This window comes from Streptomyces sp. NBC_01723 (assembly GCF_036246005.1).
In the GTDB taxonomy this organism is placed as follows: Bacteria; Actinomycetota; Actinomycetes; order Streptomycetales; family Streptomycetaceae; genus Streptomyces.
On the sequence record NZ_CP109171.1, the window covers coordinates 4,240,142 to 4,256,149 of the forward strand.

At 70.5% G+C, this 16,008-nt stretch carries 13 protein-coding genes; 8 read left to right on the forward strand and 5 right to left on the reverse strand.

What is annotated here, in order from left to right:
- Positions 1-9 precede the first annotated feature (9 nt).
- The gene (locus OIE75_RS19580) at positions 10-507 is read left to right on the forward strand and encodes a phosphoribosyltransferase (protein ID WP_307013893.1); all 498 of its coding nucleotides are present in this window, start codon (positions 10-12) and stop codon (positions 505-507) included.
- Positions 508-591: 84 nt separating this feature from the next.
- On the opposite strand, the gene OIE75_RS19585 is transcribed toward OIE75_RS19580, so the two are convergent.
- The 3 genes from OIE75_RS19585 to OIE75_RS19595 all read right to left on the reverse strand — a co-directional run bounded on the left by OIE75_RS19585 (position 592) and on the right by OIE75_RS19595 (position 5,378).
- Positions 592-1,599 carry a Yip1 family protein gene (locus tag OIE75_RS19585; RefSeq protein WP_307013894.1) on the reverse strand — a complete coding sequence of 336 codons (1,008 nt, stop codon included), beginning with the start codon at positions 1,597-1,599 and terminating at the stop codon, positions 592-594.
- 71 nt (positions 1,600-1,670) lie between these two features.
- On the reverse strand, positions 1,671-2,972 hold the full coding sequence (locus OIE75_RS19590) for an FG-GAP repeat domain-containing protein (RefSeq protein WP_329471614.1): 1,302 nt from the start codon (positions 2,970-2,972) through the stop codon (positions 1,671-1,673).
- Between the two features lie 123 nt (positions 2,973-3,095).
- On the reverse strand, positions 3,096-5,378 hold the full coding sequence (locus OIE75_RS19595) for a (Fe-S)-binding protein (RefSeq protein ID WP_329471615.1): 2,283 nt from the start codon (positions 5,376-5,378) through the stop codon (positions 3,096-3,098).
- Positions 5,379-5,630: 252 nt separating this feature from the next.
- Between OIE75_RS19595 and OIE75_RS19600 the strand changes: the two genes are divergently transcribed.
- The 7 genes from OIE75_RS19600 (at position 5,631) to OIE75_RS19630 (ending at position 13,728) form a co-directional block, all read left to right on the forward strand.
- Positions 5,631-6,851: an MraY family glycosyltransferase gene (locus tag OIE75_RS19600; protein WP_329471616.1), complete on the forward strand. Its 1,221-nt coding sequence runs from the start codon at positions 5,631-5,633 to the stop codon at positions 6,849-6,851.
- Between the two features lie 95 nt (positions 6,852-6,946).
- Positions 6,947-8,806, forward strand: a complete 1,860-nt coding sequence (dnaK, locus tag OIE75_RS19605) for a molecular chaperone DnaK (RefSeq protein WP_122616724.1) — start codon at positions 6,947-6,949, stop codon at positions 8,804-8,806.
- Positions 8,803-9,480 carry a nucleotide exchange factor GrpE gene (gene grpE / locus OIE75_RS19610; RefSeq protein WP_307013901.1) on the forward strand — a complete coding sequence of 226 codons (678 nt, stop codon included), beginning with the start codon at positions 8,803-8,805 and terminating at the stop codon, positions 9,478-9,480. The genes dnaK and grpE overlap by 4 nt, the downstream gene beginning before the upstream one ends.
- 30 nt (positions 9,481-9,510) lie before the next feature.
- Positions 9,511-10,707, forward strand: coding sequence for a molecular chaperone DnaJ (dnaJ, locus tag OIE75_RS19615; protein WP_307013902.1), 1,197 nt, complete (start codon positions 9,511-9,513; stop codon positions 10,705-10,707).
- Between the two features lie 5 nt (positions 10,708-10,712).
- Positions 10,713-11,168, forward strand: coding sequence for a heat shock protein transcriptional repressor HspR (locus tag OIE75_RS19620; RefSeq protein ID WP_122616728.1), 456 nt, complete (start codon positions 10,713-10,715; stop codon positions 11,166-11,168).
- A 253-nt stretch (positions 11,169-11,421) separates the two neighbouring features.
- Entirely contained in the window at positions 11,422-12,540 is a 1,119-nt protein-coding gene (locus OIE75_RS19625; protein WP_307013903.1) for a sugar ABC transporter substrate-binding protein, read from the forward strand.
- Between the two features lie 150 nt (positions 12,541-12,690).
- Positions 12,691-13,728, forward strand: coding sequence for a helix-turn-helix transcriptional regulator (locus OIE75_RS19630; protein ID WP_307013904.1), 1,038 nt, complete (start codon positions 12,691-12,693; stop codon positions 13,726-13,728).
- Here the strand turns inward: OIE75_RS19630 and OIE75_RS19635 are convergent.
- Entirely contained in the window at positions 13,691-14,713 is a 1,023-nt protein-coding gene (locus OIE75_RS19635; protein ID WP_307013906.1) for a helix-turn-helix transcriptional regulator, read from the reverse strand. The genes OIE75_RS19630 and OIE75_RS19635 overlap by 38 nt on opposite strands.
- Entirely contained in the window at positions 14,703-15,719 is a 1,017-nt protein-coding gene (locus OIE75_RS19640) for a helix-turn-helix transcriptional regulator (protein WP_307013908.1), read from the reverse strand. The genes OIE75_RS19635 and OIE75_RS19640 overlap by 11 nt, the downstream gene beginning before the upstream one ends.
- Between the last annotated feature and the right edge of the window lie 289 nt (positions 15,720-16,008).

A 16,008-nucleotide genomic window follows, 5' to 3' on the forward strand; every position in this document is an offset into this window, starting at 1 on the left:
GACGCGCGCATGAGTGATGTTCGGGAGAACCTGACCTACGAGCAGTTCGGCGTCGCCGTGCGCGAACTCGCTCAGACGATCGCGGACGACGGGTACGAGCCGGACATAGTGCTCTCCATCGCCCGCGGTGGGGTCTTCGTGGCGGGCGGGCTGGCCTACGCGCTGGACTGCAAGAACATCCACCTCGTGAACGTGGAGTTCTACACGGGGGTCGGGACCACGCTCGACATGCCCGTCATGCTCGCGCCCGTCCCCAACGTCATCGACTTCTCCGACAAGAAGGTCCTGATCACCGACGACGTCGCCGACACCGGCAAGACGCTCAAGCTGGTGCGGGACTTCTGCCTCGACACCGTCGCCGAGGTCCGCAGCGCGGTGATCTATGAGAAGTCGCACTCGCTCGTCCAGTGCGAGTACGTGTGGAAGCGGACCGACGAGTGGATCAACTTCCCGTGGTCCGTCGAACCTCCGGTCGTCCGGCGGGCCGGGCAGGTGCTCGACGCCTGACGGGCGGTCGAGGAGGAGTGCGGCGCGTGAGGAGGGCCCCCGGCATGATGCCGGGGGCCCTCCTCACGCATGCGGGCGGAGCGACTAGAACGTGCCCAGCTTCACGATCGACAGCAGCGCGATCAGCTGGATCGCCGACGCGCCCAGCGCCTTCGGCCAGGGCAGGTCGTGGGAGCGGGTGACCATCAGGGTCAGCAGGGCGCCGGCCGCGATCCAGGTGGCCCAGCCCAGGATCTGGACGAAGGGCGCGTCGCCGCCCGCGAACAGGGCGACGACCAGGCGCGGGGCGTCCGTGATGGACATGATCAGCATGGAGAGGCCGACCGTGGGCTGCCACGCGCCGTCGCCGCCGAGCTGGCGGGCCAGGGTGTGGGTGACCACGCCCAGGACGAACGCGCTCAGGACCATCGCCACGGCGGTCGTCAGGACGATCGGGACCGCGTTCGACAGGGTGGCGTTGATCGCCTCCTCGCGGGCGCCGTCGAAGCCGAAGACCGCCAGCAGGCCGTAGAGGAACGTCACGATGAGCGCCGGGGCCCACATCGCGTAGTCCCGCATCTGGAGGAAGGTCTGGTTGGGGGCGAGGACGACGCCCTTCAGCAGGTCCTTCCAGTGCAGGCGCGGGCCGACCGGGCCGGGGGCCGGGGCGGAGCCGGCGCGGTAGGTGTCGCCCTGGTTGTAGGGGTCGTCGACCGTGAACGCCTGGGTGTGGCCCGGGTTGTTGGCGGCGTACGGGTCGTACGGGGCCTGGCCGCCGTGCCCGCCCGGGTGGTGGCCGCCGTCGCCGAAGTACTCCGGCTCGCCGTGGCCGCCGCCGTGGGCCTGGGGCCACGGGGAGCCGCCCGGTCCCGGTCCGCCACCCCCGTACGGCTGCTGCGGGTACGGCTGCCGAGGCGCCGCCTGGCCGCCGTACGGCGGTCCCTGGGGCGCCTGCTGTCCGTACGGTGGGCGTTGCGGTCGCGTGTTTGGAGCGCCGTTGTCCCGGCCGCGTCCGATCCTGAATCCAGCCACGCCTTCGAACGTACCTGGTCCCGGAGAGTGACGTGCGGGGCCCGGCCATTCGGGGGACCCTTTGCGGCCGAGCTGTGACATCCCTTACGGGTGTCCCCGAGGGGCTGTGGCGGGGGCGGGCGCCCTCACCAGGGGACTCGTGGGCCCGGCCCCTAGGGGGTCAGGAAGTACGACGTCGAGAAGGTCGGCGCCGGCTCCGTCGTCACCAGCCCCTCGGCCGCGCCCCGGTGGACCTCGACCGTGTCCTTCGTGTCGCCCTGGTACGTCCGCAGGACCAGGTCCGCCCGGCCGTCGCCGTCGAAGTCGCCCGCCGTCAGCACCCGCGTCGTCCCCTCGGCGGCGGGCGCCACCGTGACCGCGCCCCGCGTCGTCGGGCCCGTTCCGCGGACCGGCAGGACGCGTACGCCGGAGTCGTCGGTGACCAGCTCCATCAGACCGTCGCCGTCGAAGTCGGCGGCGTCGAGCCGGGTGCCGGGGGTGTCGAGGGTGCCCCGCCGGGGGGTGGGCAGGTCGAAGCGCAGGGCCGTGCCGTCCGCGTCGCCCACCGCCGCGTCCAGCGCCTTGCCCCGCCCGAATGCGCCGAGGGCGACGTCGGTGCCGGCGGGGAGGGTGGCCCCGGTGCGGGTGGGTCCCGCCGGGCCGCCGAGGACCAGGGCCGCGGGGCCGGGGCCCGCGGAGGCGCGGACGACCAGGTCGTCGTACCCGTCGCGGTTCACGTCGGCGGCGGGGCCGGTCGGCACCTCGCCGGGGGAGAGGACGGGCGCGCCGGCCTTCCGCGGGGCGCCCTTGCGGGTGAACGGGCCGCGCAGATAGCTGAGGTGACCGGCCGAGGCGTGCAGGACCAGGTCCTCGGCGCCGTCGCCGTCGAAGTCGCCGCAGACCGGCCGCTCGGGCCAGTCGTTGCCGAAGCGGGCCTGGTCGGGGACGTTCAGCGGGACCGCGCGGGCGGCCGGTCCGGTCGGGGAGCCGAAGAGGAGCTGGAGGGGGACCGGCGGGCGGCCCTGGCCGTCGTAGGGCGGGTCGGTGGTGACCACCAGGTCGGTGAAGCCGTCGCCGTCGAGGTCGCAGGTCGCCTCCACCTCGAAGACGGCAGGTGTCTGTCCGTCCGTGGGGGCCGCGAACGTGGCCGGGGTGAGCAACTGCCGGGCGCCCGGGACCAGTCCACGCGCGGAGCCGTAGACGAGGCCGATTCCGGCGTCGTCGGCGTGGCTCTGCGCCTTGACCAGGTCGTCGAGGACGAGGTCGCGGTGGCCGTCGCCGTTGAAGTCGTCGGGGACCTCGCTGCCGTCGCCCCGTGGTACGGGCAGCGTGGCGGGGGCCTGTGCCGCCCGTACGGGGGTGGGGCCGGTGTCGTCGGCGGCTGGGGCCGGCCCGCCCCGGCCGCAGGCGGCGAGCAGCAGCGCGCAGCCGGCGGCCGCCGTGCCGACCCGGATGCCTCTTCGTCCGCGCACCATTCGCCCCGCCCGTCCGATTCCGTGCCACTGACAACGACCGGGTAATGATGCACGCGTTCGACGAACGGCGACACCCCCGGGTCCGGGCGGGACCAGGGGGTGTCGGCGGGTGTGGCGGGTGGGTTACTTCACCGGCTCCGGCGTCGGCTCGCTCTCGGCCTCCGGCTCGCCCGCCGGGTCGGCCGGGGTCTTCACGGAGTCGAGCAGCAGCTGGGCGACGTCGACGACCTGGATGGACTCCTTCGCCTTGCCGTCGTTCTTCTTGCCGTTGACCGAGTCGGTCAGCATGACGAGGCAGAACGGGCAGGCGGTGGAGACGATGTCCGGGTTGAGGGACAGGGCCTCGTCGACGCGCTCGTTGTTGATGCGCTTGCCGATCCGCTCCTCCATCCACATCCGCGCGCCGCCGGCGCCGCAGCAGAAGCCGCGCTCCTTGTGGCGGTGCATCTCCTCGTTGCGGACGCCCGGGACGGCGGCGATGATCTCGCGCGGCGGCGTGTAGATCTTGTTGTGCCGGCCCAGGTAGCACGGGTCGTGGTACGTGATGATGCCCTCGACCGGCGTGACCGGGAGCAGCTTGCCCTCGTCGACGAGGTGCTGGAGCAGCTGGGTGTGGTGGATGACCTCGTAGTCGCCGCCGAGCTGCGGGTACTCGTTGCCCAGGGTGTTGAGGCAGTGCGGGCAGGTGGCGACGATCTTCTTCGCCGACTTGGGCTTCCGCGATTCCTCGGTGACCTTGCCGTCGTCGTCCATCTCCTCGCCGAAGGCGGCGTTGAGGGACATGACGTTCTCCATGCCCAGCTCCTGGAACAGCGGCTCGTTGCCCAGGCGCCGTGCCGAGTCACCGGTGCACTTCTCGTCGCCGCCCATGATCGCGAACTTGACGCCCGCGATGTGCAGCAGCTCGGCGAAGGCCTTGGTGGTCTTCTTGGCGCGGTCCTCCAGGGCGCCGGCGCAGCCGACCCAGTAGAGGTACTCGACCTCGGTGAGGTCCTCGATGTCCTTGCCGACGACCGGGACCTCGAAGTCCAGCTCCTTGAGCCACTCCAGGCGCTGCTTCTTCGCCAGGCCCCAGGGGTTGCCCTTCTTCTCCAGGTTCTTGAGCATCGTGCCCGCCTCGGACGGGAACGCCGACTCGATCATGACCTGGTAGCGGCGCATGTCGACGATGTGGTCGACGTGCTCGATGTCCACCGGGCACTGCTCGACGCAGGCGCCGCAGGTGGTGCAGGACCACAGGACGTCCGGGTCGATGACGCCGTTCTCTTCGAGGGTGCCGATCAGCGGGCGCTCGGCCTCCGCGAGCGCGGCCGCGGGCACCGAGGCGAGCTGCTCCTCGGACGCCTTCTCCTCGCCCTCCATCGTCTTGCCGCCGCCGGCCAGCAGGTAGGGGGCCTTGGCGTGCGCGTGGTCGCGCAGGGACATGATCAGGAGCTTGGGGGAGAGCGGCTTTCCGGTGTTCCACGCGGGGCACTGCGACTGGCAGCGGCCGCACTCGGTGCAGGTGGAGAAGTCCAGCAGGCCCTTCCAGGAGAACTGCTCGACCTGGGAGACGCCGAAGGTGTCGTCGTCGCCGGGGTCGGTGAAGTCGATCGGCTTGCCGCCCGACGTCATCGGCAGCAGGGCGCCGAGGGCGGTGCCGCCCTTCGCGTCCCGCTTGAACCAGATGTTCGGGAAGGCCAGGAAGCGGTGCCAGGCGACGCCCATGTCGGTCTTCAGGGCGACGGTGATCATCCAGATGAACGAGGTCGCGATCTTCAGGCCGGCGAAGAGGTAGACCAGGTTCTGGAGGGTGGAGACGTCCAGGTTCCCGAGCGCGGAGACGACCGGGTACGAGATGAAGAACGACGCCTCGTAGCCGTCGACGTGGTGGAGGGCGCCCTCCAGCGCGTGCAGCATGAAGATGCAGACGCCGACGATGAGGATGACGGCCTCGACGAAGTACGCCTGGCCGAAGTTGGAGCCGGCGAAGCGGGACTTGCGGCCCGGCTTGTCCGGCCGGCTCAGCTGGCGGATCACGATCAGGACGAGGATGCCGAGCACCGTCATGGTGCCGATGAACTCGACGAAGACGTTGTACGGCGCCCAGTCGCCGATGACCGGCAGGATCCAGTCCGCCTCGAAGAGCTGCCCGACCGCGTTGACGATCGTCAGGAGCAGGGAGAAGAAGCCCACCGCCACGAACCAGTGCGCCACCCCGACGATGCCCCAGCGGTTCATCCGGGTGTGGCCGAGGAACTCCCGGACCACGGTGACGGTGCGCGCTGCGGGATCGTCGGTCCGCGTGCCGGCCGGCACCGGCTGTCCGAGCCGCATGTAGTTGACGATCTGCAGGACGGCGCGGCCGAACAGTGCCACGCCGACCACGATCAGGACCAGCGACACGATGATCGCGGCGAGTTGCATTTGGGGGCTCCTCGGGCCTGCGAGGTTGCGAGGGGATCGATATTACTAAGCGGTAACTTATTCAGTCCGTCCGAGACTACCCCGATCCTCCGCCGCACTGTAGTCGGACGTGCGGTGATCTGCGTCGCTGAGGCAACCCTGACCCGGAGCCGGCCACCGGCCCGGTCGCCGGGCCGCCCGCCCGCCCCGGCGCCACGCCGTAGTGGGAAGGCAATTCATATCAAAACGTGATATCCGGCATAGCTTATCCCCGTGCTCTACGGGATCGCCGCCGCCACCGCCTCCGCTCTCCTCGCCGCTCTCCTCGCCGGGGTGCTGCGCGCACCCGCCCTCGCCCTCGCCCTCGTCGACCGGCGCCGCCGGCGGCCGGTCCCGCTCTCCGGCGGGGTGGCCGTCGCCCTGGTCACCGCGCTGGTCGCGTGGGCCGGGGACTGGACCGGCGTCGTGCCGCTCGGCTCCGCGGCCGGCCGGCTGCTCCTGGGCGCGTCCGCCGTCGGTGTCCTCGGTCTCGCCGCCGACCTCTGGCGGCTGCGGCGGCGCTGGGTGGTCGCCGGTACGGCCGTCGCGGCGGCGTGCGTCGTGCCGTACGGCGAGACGGGGCCGGTGGCCGGGGTGCTCGCCGTGGGATGGATCACGCTGATCGCCTCCGCCTTCCGGGGGCTCGACCACGCCGACGGGGTGGCCTGCACGGTGGGGGTCGTGACCTCCTTCGGGGTCGCCGCCTGTGCCGCGGCGGAGCTGCGCGACGGGCTGGCGGTGGCGCTGCTCGCGCTGGCCGCCGCGCTGACCGGACTGCTGCTGCACAACTGGCATCCCGCACGGATCGCGCTCGGTGCGTGCGGGGCGCTCTTCGCGGGGTTCCTGCTGGCCGGGGGCGCCGTGTTCACCCGCGAGGGGTACGCGCCCGCGAGCGGCATGGCGGTGCTGTTCGCGCTGAGCGCGCCGGTCTGCCTGGACGTCGTACTCGTCCTGCTCTCGCGCCGGCTGGCCGGGCGGCCGCCGCTGCGGGGCGGGCCCGACCATCTCGCCCACCGGCTGCGCCGGCTCGGGCTCACGCCGCAGGGCGCCGCGGTGGTCGTCGGCGGGGCATCGTGCGGCGCGGTGCTCGTGGGTCTGCTCGTGCACACCGGGCGGCTGGACGGGACGGCGGTGTGGTGGGTGGCGGGCGCTGCGGTCGCCGCGCTGGCCGGACTGCTGCGGGTGCGGGTGTACGGGCCGCGGCGCGGGGCAGGGGCGGCAGGGGTGCCGGGACAGGTGTCCGGTCGGCCCCGGGTCCGGGGGCAGGCGGAGGGGCCGGTGTCCGGTCGGCCGCAGGCGCGGGTGCGGCGGCCGCGTACGGAGTCCCAGCTGCCTCCCGAGGTGATCGGACCCCCTAGGGGTGCATCCTCCCGGGGGTCGATTTTCCCGGTTCGTCAGGCCAGACGCACGGAAGAAGCGCAGGTCAGCGAGCCGTTGCGTGTAAGGAACGGATAAGAGTTGAGTCGGCTCGACTCACCTCTGTTGACCGCACGAAGGCCGTCATGCACACTTGAGCCTGTTCCACTCAAGTCAGCTGGAGGTTATTCACCATGGCACGTGCGGTCGGCATCGACCTGGGCACGACTAATTCCGTCGTCAGCGTTCTGGAGGGCGGCGAGCCCACCGTCATCACCAACGCCGAGGGCGCCAGGACCACGCCGTCCGTCGTCGCCTTCGCCAAGAACGGTGAGGTGCTGGTCGGCGAGGTGGCCAAGCGTCAGGCGGTCACGAACGTCGACAGGACCATCCGGTCGGTCAAGCGCCACATGGGCACCGACTGGAAGATCAACCTGGACGGCAAGGACTTCAACCCGCAGCAGATCAGCGCCTTCGTGCTGCAGAAGCTGAAGCGGGACGCCGAGTCCTACCTGGGCGAGAAGGTGACCGACGCGGTCATCACCGTCCCGGCGTACTTCAACGACGCCGAGCGCCAGGCCACCAAGGAGGCCGGCGAGATCGCGGGCCTGAACGTCCTGCGCATCGTCAACGAGCCGACCGCCGCCGCGCTGGCGTACGGCCTCGACAAGGACGAGCAGATCATCCTCGTCTTCGACCTCGGTGGCGGCACCTTCGACGTCTCGCTGCTGGAGATCGGCGACGGCGTCGTCGAGGTGAAGGCCACCAACGGTGACAACCACCTCGGTGGTGACGACTGGGACCAGCGTGTCGTCGACTACCTGGTGAAGCAGTTCCAGGCCGGCCACGGCGTGGACCTGTCCAAGGACAAGATGGCCCTCCAGCGCCTCCGCGAGGCCGCCGAGAAGGCCAAGATCGAGCTGTCCTCGTCCACCGAGACCTCGATCAACCTGCCCTACATCACGGCCTCCGCCGAGGGCCCGCTGCACCTGGACGAGAAGCTCACCCGGGCGCAGTTCCAGCAGCTCTCGGCCGACCTGCTGGAGCGCTGCAAGACGCCGTTCCACAACGTCATCAAGGACGCCGGCATCCAGCTGTCCGAGATCGACCACGTCGTTCTCGTCGGTGGCTCCACCCGTATGCCGGCCGTCGCCGAGCTGGTCAAGGAGCTGACCGGCGGCAAGGACGCCAACAAGGGCGTCAACCCGGACGAGGTCGTCGCCATCGGCGCCGCCCTTCAGGCCGGTGTCCTCAAGGGCGAGGTCAAGGACGTCCTGCTCCTCGACGTCACCCCGCTGTCCCTCGGTATCGAGACCAAGGGCGGCATCATGACCAAGCTGATCGAGCGGAACACGACGATCCCGACGAAGCGTTCGGAGATCTTCACCACCGCCGAGGACAACCAGCCCTCCGTGCAGATCCAGGTCTACCAGGGCGAGCGCGAGATCGCGGCGTACAACAAGAAGCTCGGGATGTTCGAGCTGACCGGTCTGCCGCCGGCGCCCCGCGGCGTCCCGCAGATCGAGGTCGCCTTCGACATCGACGCCAACGGCATCATGCACGTGACCGCGAAGGACCTGGGCACGGGCAAGGAGCAGAAGATGACCGTCACCGGCGGCTCCTCGCTGCCGAAGGACGAGGTCGACCGGATGCGCCAGGAGGCCGAGAAGTACGCGGAGGAGGACCACGCCCGCCGCGAGGCCGCCGAGTCCCGCAACCAGGGCGAGCAGCTCGTCTACCAGACGGAGAAGTTCCTCAAGGACAACGAGGACAAGGTCCCCGGCGAGATCAAGACCGAGGTCGAGGAGTCCGTCGCCGAGCTGAAGGAGAAGCTCAAGGGCGAGGACACCGCCGAGATCCGCACCGCCACGGAGAAGGTCGCCGCCGTCTCGCAGAAGCTGGGCCAGGCCATGTACGCCGACGCCCAGGGCGCGCAGGCCGCCGGCGGCGAGGCCCCGGGCGCCGGTGCCACCGCCGGTGACGGCGACAAGGCCGACGACGACGTCGTCGACGCCGAGATCGTGGACGACGAGCGCAAGGACGGTGCCGCGTGACGGAGGAGACCCCGGGCTTCGACGAGAAGCCCGACGTCCCCTCCGGCGCCAGCCCTGACGACGCCGAGCCGAAGGCCGCCGCCCCCTCTTCGGAGGAGGGCGCGGCCCCGGCCGGGGACGCGAGCGAGAACGCGGGCCTGGTGGCCCAGCTGGACCAGGTGCGCACCGCGCTCAACGAGCGCACGGCGGACCTCCAGCGGCTCCAGGCCGAGTACCAGAACTACCGCCGCCGCGTGGAGCGGGACCGCGTCGCGGTCAAGGAGGTCGCCGTCGCGAACCTCCTGACCGAACTGCTCCCGATGCTGGACGACATCGGCCGCGCCCGGGAACACGGGGAGCTGGTCGGTGGCTTCAAGTCCGTCGCGGAGTCGCTGGAGACGGTCATCGCCAAGATGGGCCTCCAGCAGTTCGGCAAGGAGGGCGAGCCCTTCGACCCGACGATCCACGAGGCCCTGATGCACTCCTACGCACCGGACGTCACCGAGACGACCTGCGTGGCGATCCTGCAGCCGGGATACCGGATCGGCGAGCGCACCATCCGCCCCGCGCGGGTGGCCGTCGCCGAGCCGCAGCCCGGCGCGCAGACCGTCAAGCCGGCCGAGGAGAGCACCGAGGCGCAGGACGGTTCCGACTCGGCGGAGAACAAGGAGAGCGGTGGCCCGGACGAGGGCTGAGCTTGAAGTGTGGAAGGAGGGACGTCGGGGATGAGCACCAAGGACTTCATCGAGAAGGACTACTACAAGGTCCTCGGCGTCCCCAAGGACGCCACCGAGGCCGAGATCAAGAAGGCGTACCGGAAGCTCGCCCGCGAGTACCACCCGGACGCCAACAAGGGGAACGTCAGGGCGGAGGAGCGCTTCAAGGAGATCTCCGAGGCCAACGACATCCTCGGTGACCCCAAGAAGCGCAAGGAGTACGACGAGGCCCGCGCCCTCTTCGGCAACGGCGGTTTCCGTCCGGGGCCGGGCGCGGGCGGCGGCGGCACCTTCAACTTCGACTTGGGCGACCTCTTCGGAGGCGGCGCCCAGGGCGGGGGCCAGGGGGGCGCCGGCGGCTTCGGCGGCGGCCTCGGGGACGTCTTCGGTGGCCTGTTCAACCGCACCGGCGGCGGTCCCGGCACCGGCACGCGGACCCAGCCGCGGCGCGGCCAGGACATCGAGTCCGAGGTCACGCTGAGCTTCACGGAGGCCATCGAGGGCGCCACGGTGCCGCTGCGGATGTCCTCGCAGGCGCCCTGCAAGGCCTGTTCGGGCACCGGCGACAAGAACGGCACACCGCGCGTGTGCCCGACCTGCGTCGGCACCGGCCAGGTCGCGCGGGGCTCGGGCGGTGGCTTCTCGCTCACCGACCCGTGCCCGGACTGCAAGGGCCGCGGCCTGATCGCCGAGGACCCCTGCGACGTCTGCAAGGGCTCCGGACGCGCCAAGTCCTCCCGGACGATGCAGGTCCGCATCCCGGCCGGGGTGTCGGACGGGCAGCGCATCCGGCTGCGCGGCAAGGGCACGCCGGGCGAGCGGGGCGGACCGGCGGGCGACCTCTACGTGGTCGTGCACGTCAAGGAGCACTCCGTCTTCGGCCGCCGGGGCGACAACCTCACGGTCACCGTCCCCGTCACCTACGCCGAGGCGGCCCTCGGCGGCGAGGTCCGGGTGCCGACCCTGGGCGGTCCGCCCGTCACGCTGAAGCTTCCGCCGGGCACGCCCAACGGGCGCACCATGCGGGCCCGCGGCAAGGGCGCGGTCCGCAAGGACGGCAGCCGGGGCGACCTCCTGGTCACCGTCGAGGTGAGTGTTCCGAAGGACCTGACGGGGAAGGCTCGTGACGCGCTGGAGGCGTATCGCGAGGCGACCGCGGACGAGGATCCGCGGGCGGAGTTGTTCCAGGCCGCGAAGGGAGCTTGATGGGGATGGACGGTCGTCGACGCAACCCGTATGAACTGACCGAGGAGACCCCGGTCTACGTCATCTCGGTGGCGGCCCAGCTCTCCGGTCTGCACCCGCAGACCCTGCGCCAGTACGACCGCCTCGGCCTGGTCTCCCCGGACCGCACGGCCGGGCGCGGCAGGCGCTACTCGGCCCGCGACATCGAGCTGCTCCGCCAGGTGCAGCAGCTGTCGCAGGACGAGGGCATCAACCTGGCCGGAATCAAGCGCATCATCGAACTGGAGAACCAGGTCGCCGCGCTCCAGGCCCGGGTGGCGGAGATGGCCGACGCCCTCGACGGGGCGGCGACGGCGATGCGCCAGCGCGAGGCGGCGGTGCACGCGTCGTACCGCCGTGACCTGGTCCCTTACCAAGAGGTACAGCAGACCAGCGCCCTGGTCGTGTGGCGTCCCAAGCGCCATGGCCAGACCTCGGACTGACCCCGGGTCGGCAGACGGCACAAGGGTGAACGGCATCGACAGCCCCGGAGGTCCGGTCGGACCTCCGGGGCTTGTTCACAACGGTGCTGTCTCATTGGTCTAGTACTTCTTGACGATTTGGTGAAGACAGCGTTGGCTTCCTTCACCAGGAGTCACCTGGGTCACCGGGGTCACCTGGACCTGGACCTGGAGCTGGACCACCAGGGCCCACCTGGGTCACCGACAGCACCCGTGTGTTCGGAAGGTAAGCGCAGTGAGCAGCCGTGCCCGTCGTACCGCCATATCCGTGGCCGCGTCCCTGATGACGTTCTCGCTGGCCTCCTGCGGCGTCCTGGGCGCCTCGGACAGCAGTGGCGAGGCGAGCCCGACCAAGGGCAACGACATCACCGTCGGCCTGTTGCTGCCGGAGAAGGAGAACACGCGCTACGAGCAGTTCGACTACCCCTTCTTCAAGGCCAAGGTCGGCGAGCTCACGAACGACGCGGGCAACGTCAAGTACGCCAACGCCGAGGCGAGCGCGTCGAAGCAGGCCGAGCAGATGCAGCAGATGATCGACGACGAGGTCGACGTGATCGTGCTGGACGCGGTCGACGCGCAGTCCATCGGGGACGGCGTGCAGAAGGCCAAGGACGCCGGCATCCCGGTCATCGCCTACGACCGGCTGGCCGAGGGCCCGATCGACGCCTACATCTCCTTCGACAACGAGCTGGTCGGCGAGGTGCAGGGCCGCTCCCTCCTCGACGCGCTCGGCGGCGCGGACAGCTCCGACAAGATCGTCATGATGAACGGCTCGCCCACCGACCCGAACGCCAAGCAGTTCAAGGCCGGCGCGATGACCGAGCTGAACGGCAAGGTGACGATCGCCCAGTCCTTCGACACCAAGGACTGGAAGCCGGAGAACGCCATGGCGAACATGACCGAGGCGATCGAGAAGATCGGCAAGAACAACATCGCGGGCGTCTACTCCGCCAACGACGGCATGGCGGGGGGCATCATCAAGGCCCTGGAGGACGCGGGCATCACCGACCTGCCGCCGATCACCGGCCAGGACGCGGAACTCTCCGCGGTGCAGCGGATCGTCACCGGCGAGCAGTACATGAGTGTCTACAAGTCCTACCCGCAGGAGGCCGAGAACGCCGCGGAGATGGCCGTGGCGCGGGTCCAGGGCCGGGACATCCAGTTCGACGCACTGGCCCGCGACAAGGTCGACAGTCCCACCCACAAGGGCATCCCCGCCCAGCTCGTCCCCGTCGTCGCCCTCACCCAGGGCAACATCGAGGAGACGGTCGTCGCGGACGGCTTCTACAAGGTCAGCGACATCTGCACGGCTAAGTACGCGGATGCCTGTGGGGAGATCGGGCTGAAGAAGTAGTCGCGGTGCGGTCCTGGTTCCATGCCCCGGTCATACCCGGCGCAACCGGTACTTTCCCTCCCGCGTCCCCGGTCGAGCCGTGTTGCGGAGCCGGTCCCGGCCGCGCATAGTTGCGCTGCGGAGGAGCCGGAACCGGGGGTGGGATGGGCGATGGCCGGGCACGGGGCTGAGGAGCATCCGCACGGTGCCGACCGGCTGTGCGCGGCCGGGGACCGCGTGTACTCCCGGGCCGTACGGCGGGGCCGGGTGCCGCGCCAGGACGCCGAACCGGTCCCCTGCCTCCTCGAACTGGCCCTGCTGCACCCCGACCCCGACGACATGGACTGGCTGGTGCCGACCTCTCCGCAGGAGGTCATGACGCGGCTGCTGCGCGGGGTCCACGACGAGGTCAGCGCGAGTCAGCGGCGGGTGGGCTCGGCGGTGGAGGCCTTCGAGTGGTACGCGGGGCTCGGCCGGCTCATCCACGCCTCCGCCGGGACGGAGAGTTCGGCGATCCGGGTCCTCGACGGGCTGGCCCGCATCCAGGCCGCGATGGACGAGGCGACGCAGGCGTGCACGACGGAGGTCCTGACCGTGCAGCCCGGCGGCATCCGGCGTGAGGCGGAGCTGTCGGAGGGGCTGCACCGGGCGCTGGCGCTGCGCGGGCGCGGGGTGCGGATGCGGGACCTGTACACGCACGTGGCCCGGCACGGCCAGGGCTTGCTCAACTACCTCGAGTTGATGGGCGACGCGGTGGAGGCCCGCACGCTGGACGAGGTCATCGACCGTCTCATCCTCTTCGACCGCACGGTCGCCTTCATCCCCGCCAACACCGACCGCACCATGGCCCTGGAGCTGCGCCACCCCGCGCTGGTCTCCTACCTGGTCACGGTCTTCGAACGCCTCTGGCGCCTCGCCATCCCGCTCTCCGCCGCCCTCCCCGACACCGGCATCGAGGGCATCTCACACCGCGAGCAGTCCATCGCGGCGCTGCTGGCGGAGGGCCACCAGGACGCGGTGATCGCCGAGCGGCTGGGCATAAGCGTCCGCACGGCCCGCGCGCACATCGCCCGCCTCTCGGAGACCCTGGGCGCGGCGAGCCGTACCCAACTGGGCGTCCGCATAGCCCAGGCGGGCCTGGACGGCACCTCCCAGGGCGTCCCCGCCCCCGTCATCCTTCCCGGTCAAGAATCCCCGACTGCCCGATGAGATACCCGAGCTGAGCCCGGCTCTCGCTGCCGAGGGTGGCGGCGAGCTTGGCGATGTGGACGCGGGCGGTGCGGATGTTCATGCCGAGGCGTTCGGCGATGTCGGCGTCGGTGTGGCCTTCGACGAGCAGAGACGCGATGGTGCGCTGGCGTGGTGTGATCCCGCCCAGCGACGGGCGTGGCGCGGCCTCCGGGTGCATGGGCGTGGCGAGGCGCCACAGGCGTTCGAAGGTGGTCACGAAGTACGCGATGAGGGCGGGGTGGCGGACTTCCAACGCCAGCGTGGCCTCTGCGTCGGCGGGGATGAAGGCGACCTTGCGGTCGACGACGATAAGGCGGTCCGTCACCTCGTCCAGAGAGCGTGCCTCGGCGTCTCCACGCAACTGCTCGTAGCGGGCCCGGACCATCGGCAGATGGCGCTGTGTGTGCTGGTAGAGCGTGCGGATGCGGGCGCCGCGGTCGAGCATGTCCTGGTCCCGGCTCAGGGACAGTGTCTGGGCCACCTGTCCGCGGCGGTCGCCGTAGTGGGCGTTGGGCTGTATGCACAGCAGCTCGCGCGTGGCGTTCGACATGGCCTCGCTGATGGCCTGGTTGATCTGGGGGACCCCATTGAGGACGCGTACGGCCCCGGCGTCCCCTCCGGCCGTACGCCGGCCGTCCACCAGCATGAGGGGTTCGAACGTCGCGGTCAGCCGGGCTTCCCGCCGCCGCTCCTTGGCGACACGCTGCGCCGAGGCGTCCAGCATCCGGTGCAGGGCGACCGCGGGGGCGACCGGCTCCAGCCAGTCCAGGTCGCCCACGATCGGTTGCAGCAGGCCGTAGTCCGTGAGGCAGGGCAGCGCCGAGGCCTCCCGGGTGGGCACGCGGCCCTCACGCAGGGCTTGCGTGTAGAGGTCCGTCCCCGCGGCACAGAGTTCTTCCGGACCGTGCTCGATGTGGGACAGCACCCGCCGTTTCCCCTGCGGGCCCCGCGCCTCACCCGTCATGGGCCGCCTCTTGTGCGATGCCGTGCTGATCCTGCTCCAGGATCCCCGACTGGGCTATCAGGTAACCGAGTTGCGCGCGGCTTCCGCTCCCCAGCACGGAGGCCAGTTTGGCTATGTGGGCCCGGCAGGTGCGGACGTTCATGCCGAGGCGGCGGGCGATGGCCTCGTCGACGTGGCCTTCCACCAGCAGCTTGGCTATGGAGTGCTGGATGTCCGTGATGCCGTCGGGGGCGGTCTCGTAGGGTGCGCCGGCCGTGAGCGGCACGGCCCGGCCCCAGATGAACTCGAAGACCTTGATCAGGTAGCGGACGAGACCCGGGTGCCGGATTTCGAGGGCGACCTGGCGGTCGTCCCGGATGGGGATGAAGGCCACGGTCTCGTCGCAGATGATGAGGCGTTCGACGAGTTCGTCGATGGTGCGGTACTCGGCCTTCCCGTTCGGGAACTGGTCCACGTAGGCCAGGCGCTCCGGGCTGTACCGCGCTGTGTGCTGGTAGAGGGTGCGGATCCGCACGCCCCGCTCGATGAGCGTCCTGTCTCGCTCCAGTGCCTCGATGAGCCGGCGCTCGGGGTGCCGGGCACTCGGCTGGACCGTGAGCATCTCGATCAGGCACTGATCCGTGGCCAGGTCGAGGGCGGCGTTGATGCGGTCGAGCCCCTCCAGCACGGTGATCGAGTGCGTCGGCGCCGCGCCCTGCGCGCTGAGCGCCATGAAGGGTTCGAAGGCCGCGGCCAGCTCGATCGACGTCCGCCTGCGCTCGGATATCTCGTGCTCGATCGGATTCAGCCGTCGCGCGAGTGCCACGGCGGGCGACACCGGGAGGAGCCAGGTGGCATCGTCGGGATCGGGGTGGAGGAGGGCGAACTCCATCAGGCAGGGGACGGGTTCCGCCTCCGCGCGGGCAATACGTCCGGTGCGCAGGGCGTTCGCGTAGAGGAGCGCACCCTCCTCACACAGGTCAGTAACTGCATGGGGATGTGTCGCTTTGGCCTGATTTGTTGTCAAATCTCCACCCCCCAGGGTCCTGAACGTGCAGGAACATGATGCACCGATTGTGTGGCCATGACGTGCCTGAATGAGCCATCGTCTTATCCGACGGGGGAAGAGGGGACCTTCAAGTGAGGACGAAGCCGACTATGTCTAAGAGAATGCTTCGCTCGGTGCTTGTCGCCGCCTTCTCCGCCGTTGTGGCCTTCGGGACTCTGAGTGGCCTCTCCGTGGCGAAGGGCGACAACCGAGCGGACAGCGCCTGGTCAGTGGAAGCGGTGACCGCGTCCCCGGCCGGAGAAGCTCT

What these genes read in the sequence shown, in the direction of transcription:
- OIE75_RS19580 (WP_307013893.1), top strand. Translation starts at nt 10, where the DNA reads ATGAGTGATGTTCGGGAGAACCTGACCTACGAGCAGTTCGGCGTCGCC.
- OIE75_RS19585 (WP_307013894.1), bottom strand. Translation starts at nt 1,599, where the DNA reads ATGTCACAGCTCGGCCGCAAAGGGTCCCCCGAATGGCCGGGCCCCGCA.
- OIE75_RS19590 (WP_329471614.1), bottom strand. Translation starts at nt 2,972, where the DNA reads ATGGTGCGCGGACGAAGAGGCATCCGGGTCGGCACGGCGGCCGCCGGC.
- OIE75_RS19595 (WP_329471615.1), bottom strand. Translation starts at nt 5,378, where the DNA reads ATGCAACTCGCCGCGATCATCGTGTCGCTGGTCCTGATCGTGGTCGGC.
- dnaK (WP_122616724.1), top strand. Translation starts at nt 6,947, where the DNA reads ATGGCACGTGCGGTCGGCATCGACCTGGGCACGACTAATTCCGTCGTC.
- dnaJ (WP_307013902.1), top strand. Translation starts at nt 9,511, where the DNA reads ATGAGCACCAAGGACTTCATCGAGAAGGACTACTACAAGGTCCTCGGC.
- OIE75_RS19620 (WP_122616728.1), top strand. Translation starts at nt 10,713, where the DNA reads ATGGACGGTCGTCGACGCAACCCGTATGAACTGACCGAGGAGACCCCG.
- OIE75_RS19630 (WP_307013904.1), top strand. Translation starts at nt 12,691, where the DNA reads ATGGCCGGGCACGGGGCTGAGGAGCATCCGCACGGTGCCGACCGGCTG.
- OIE75_RS19635 (WP_307013906.1), bottom strand. Translation starts at nt 14,713, where the DNA reads ATGACGGGTGAGGCGCGGGGCCCGCAGGGGAAACGGCGGGTGCTGTCC.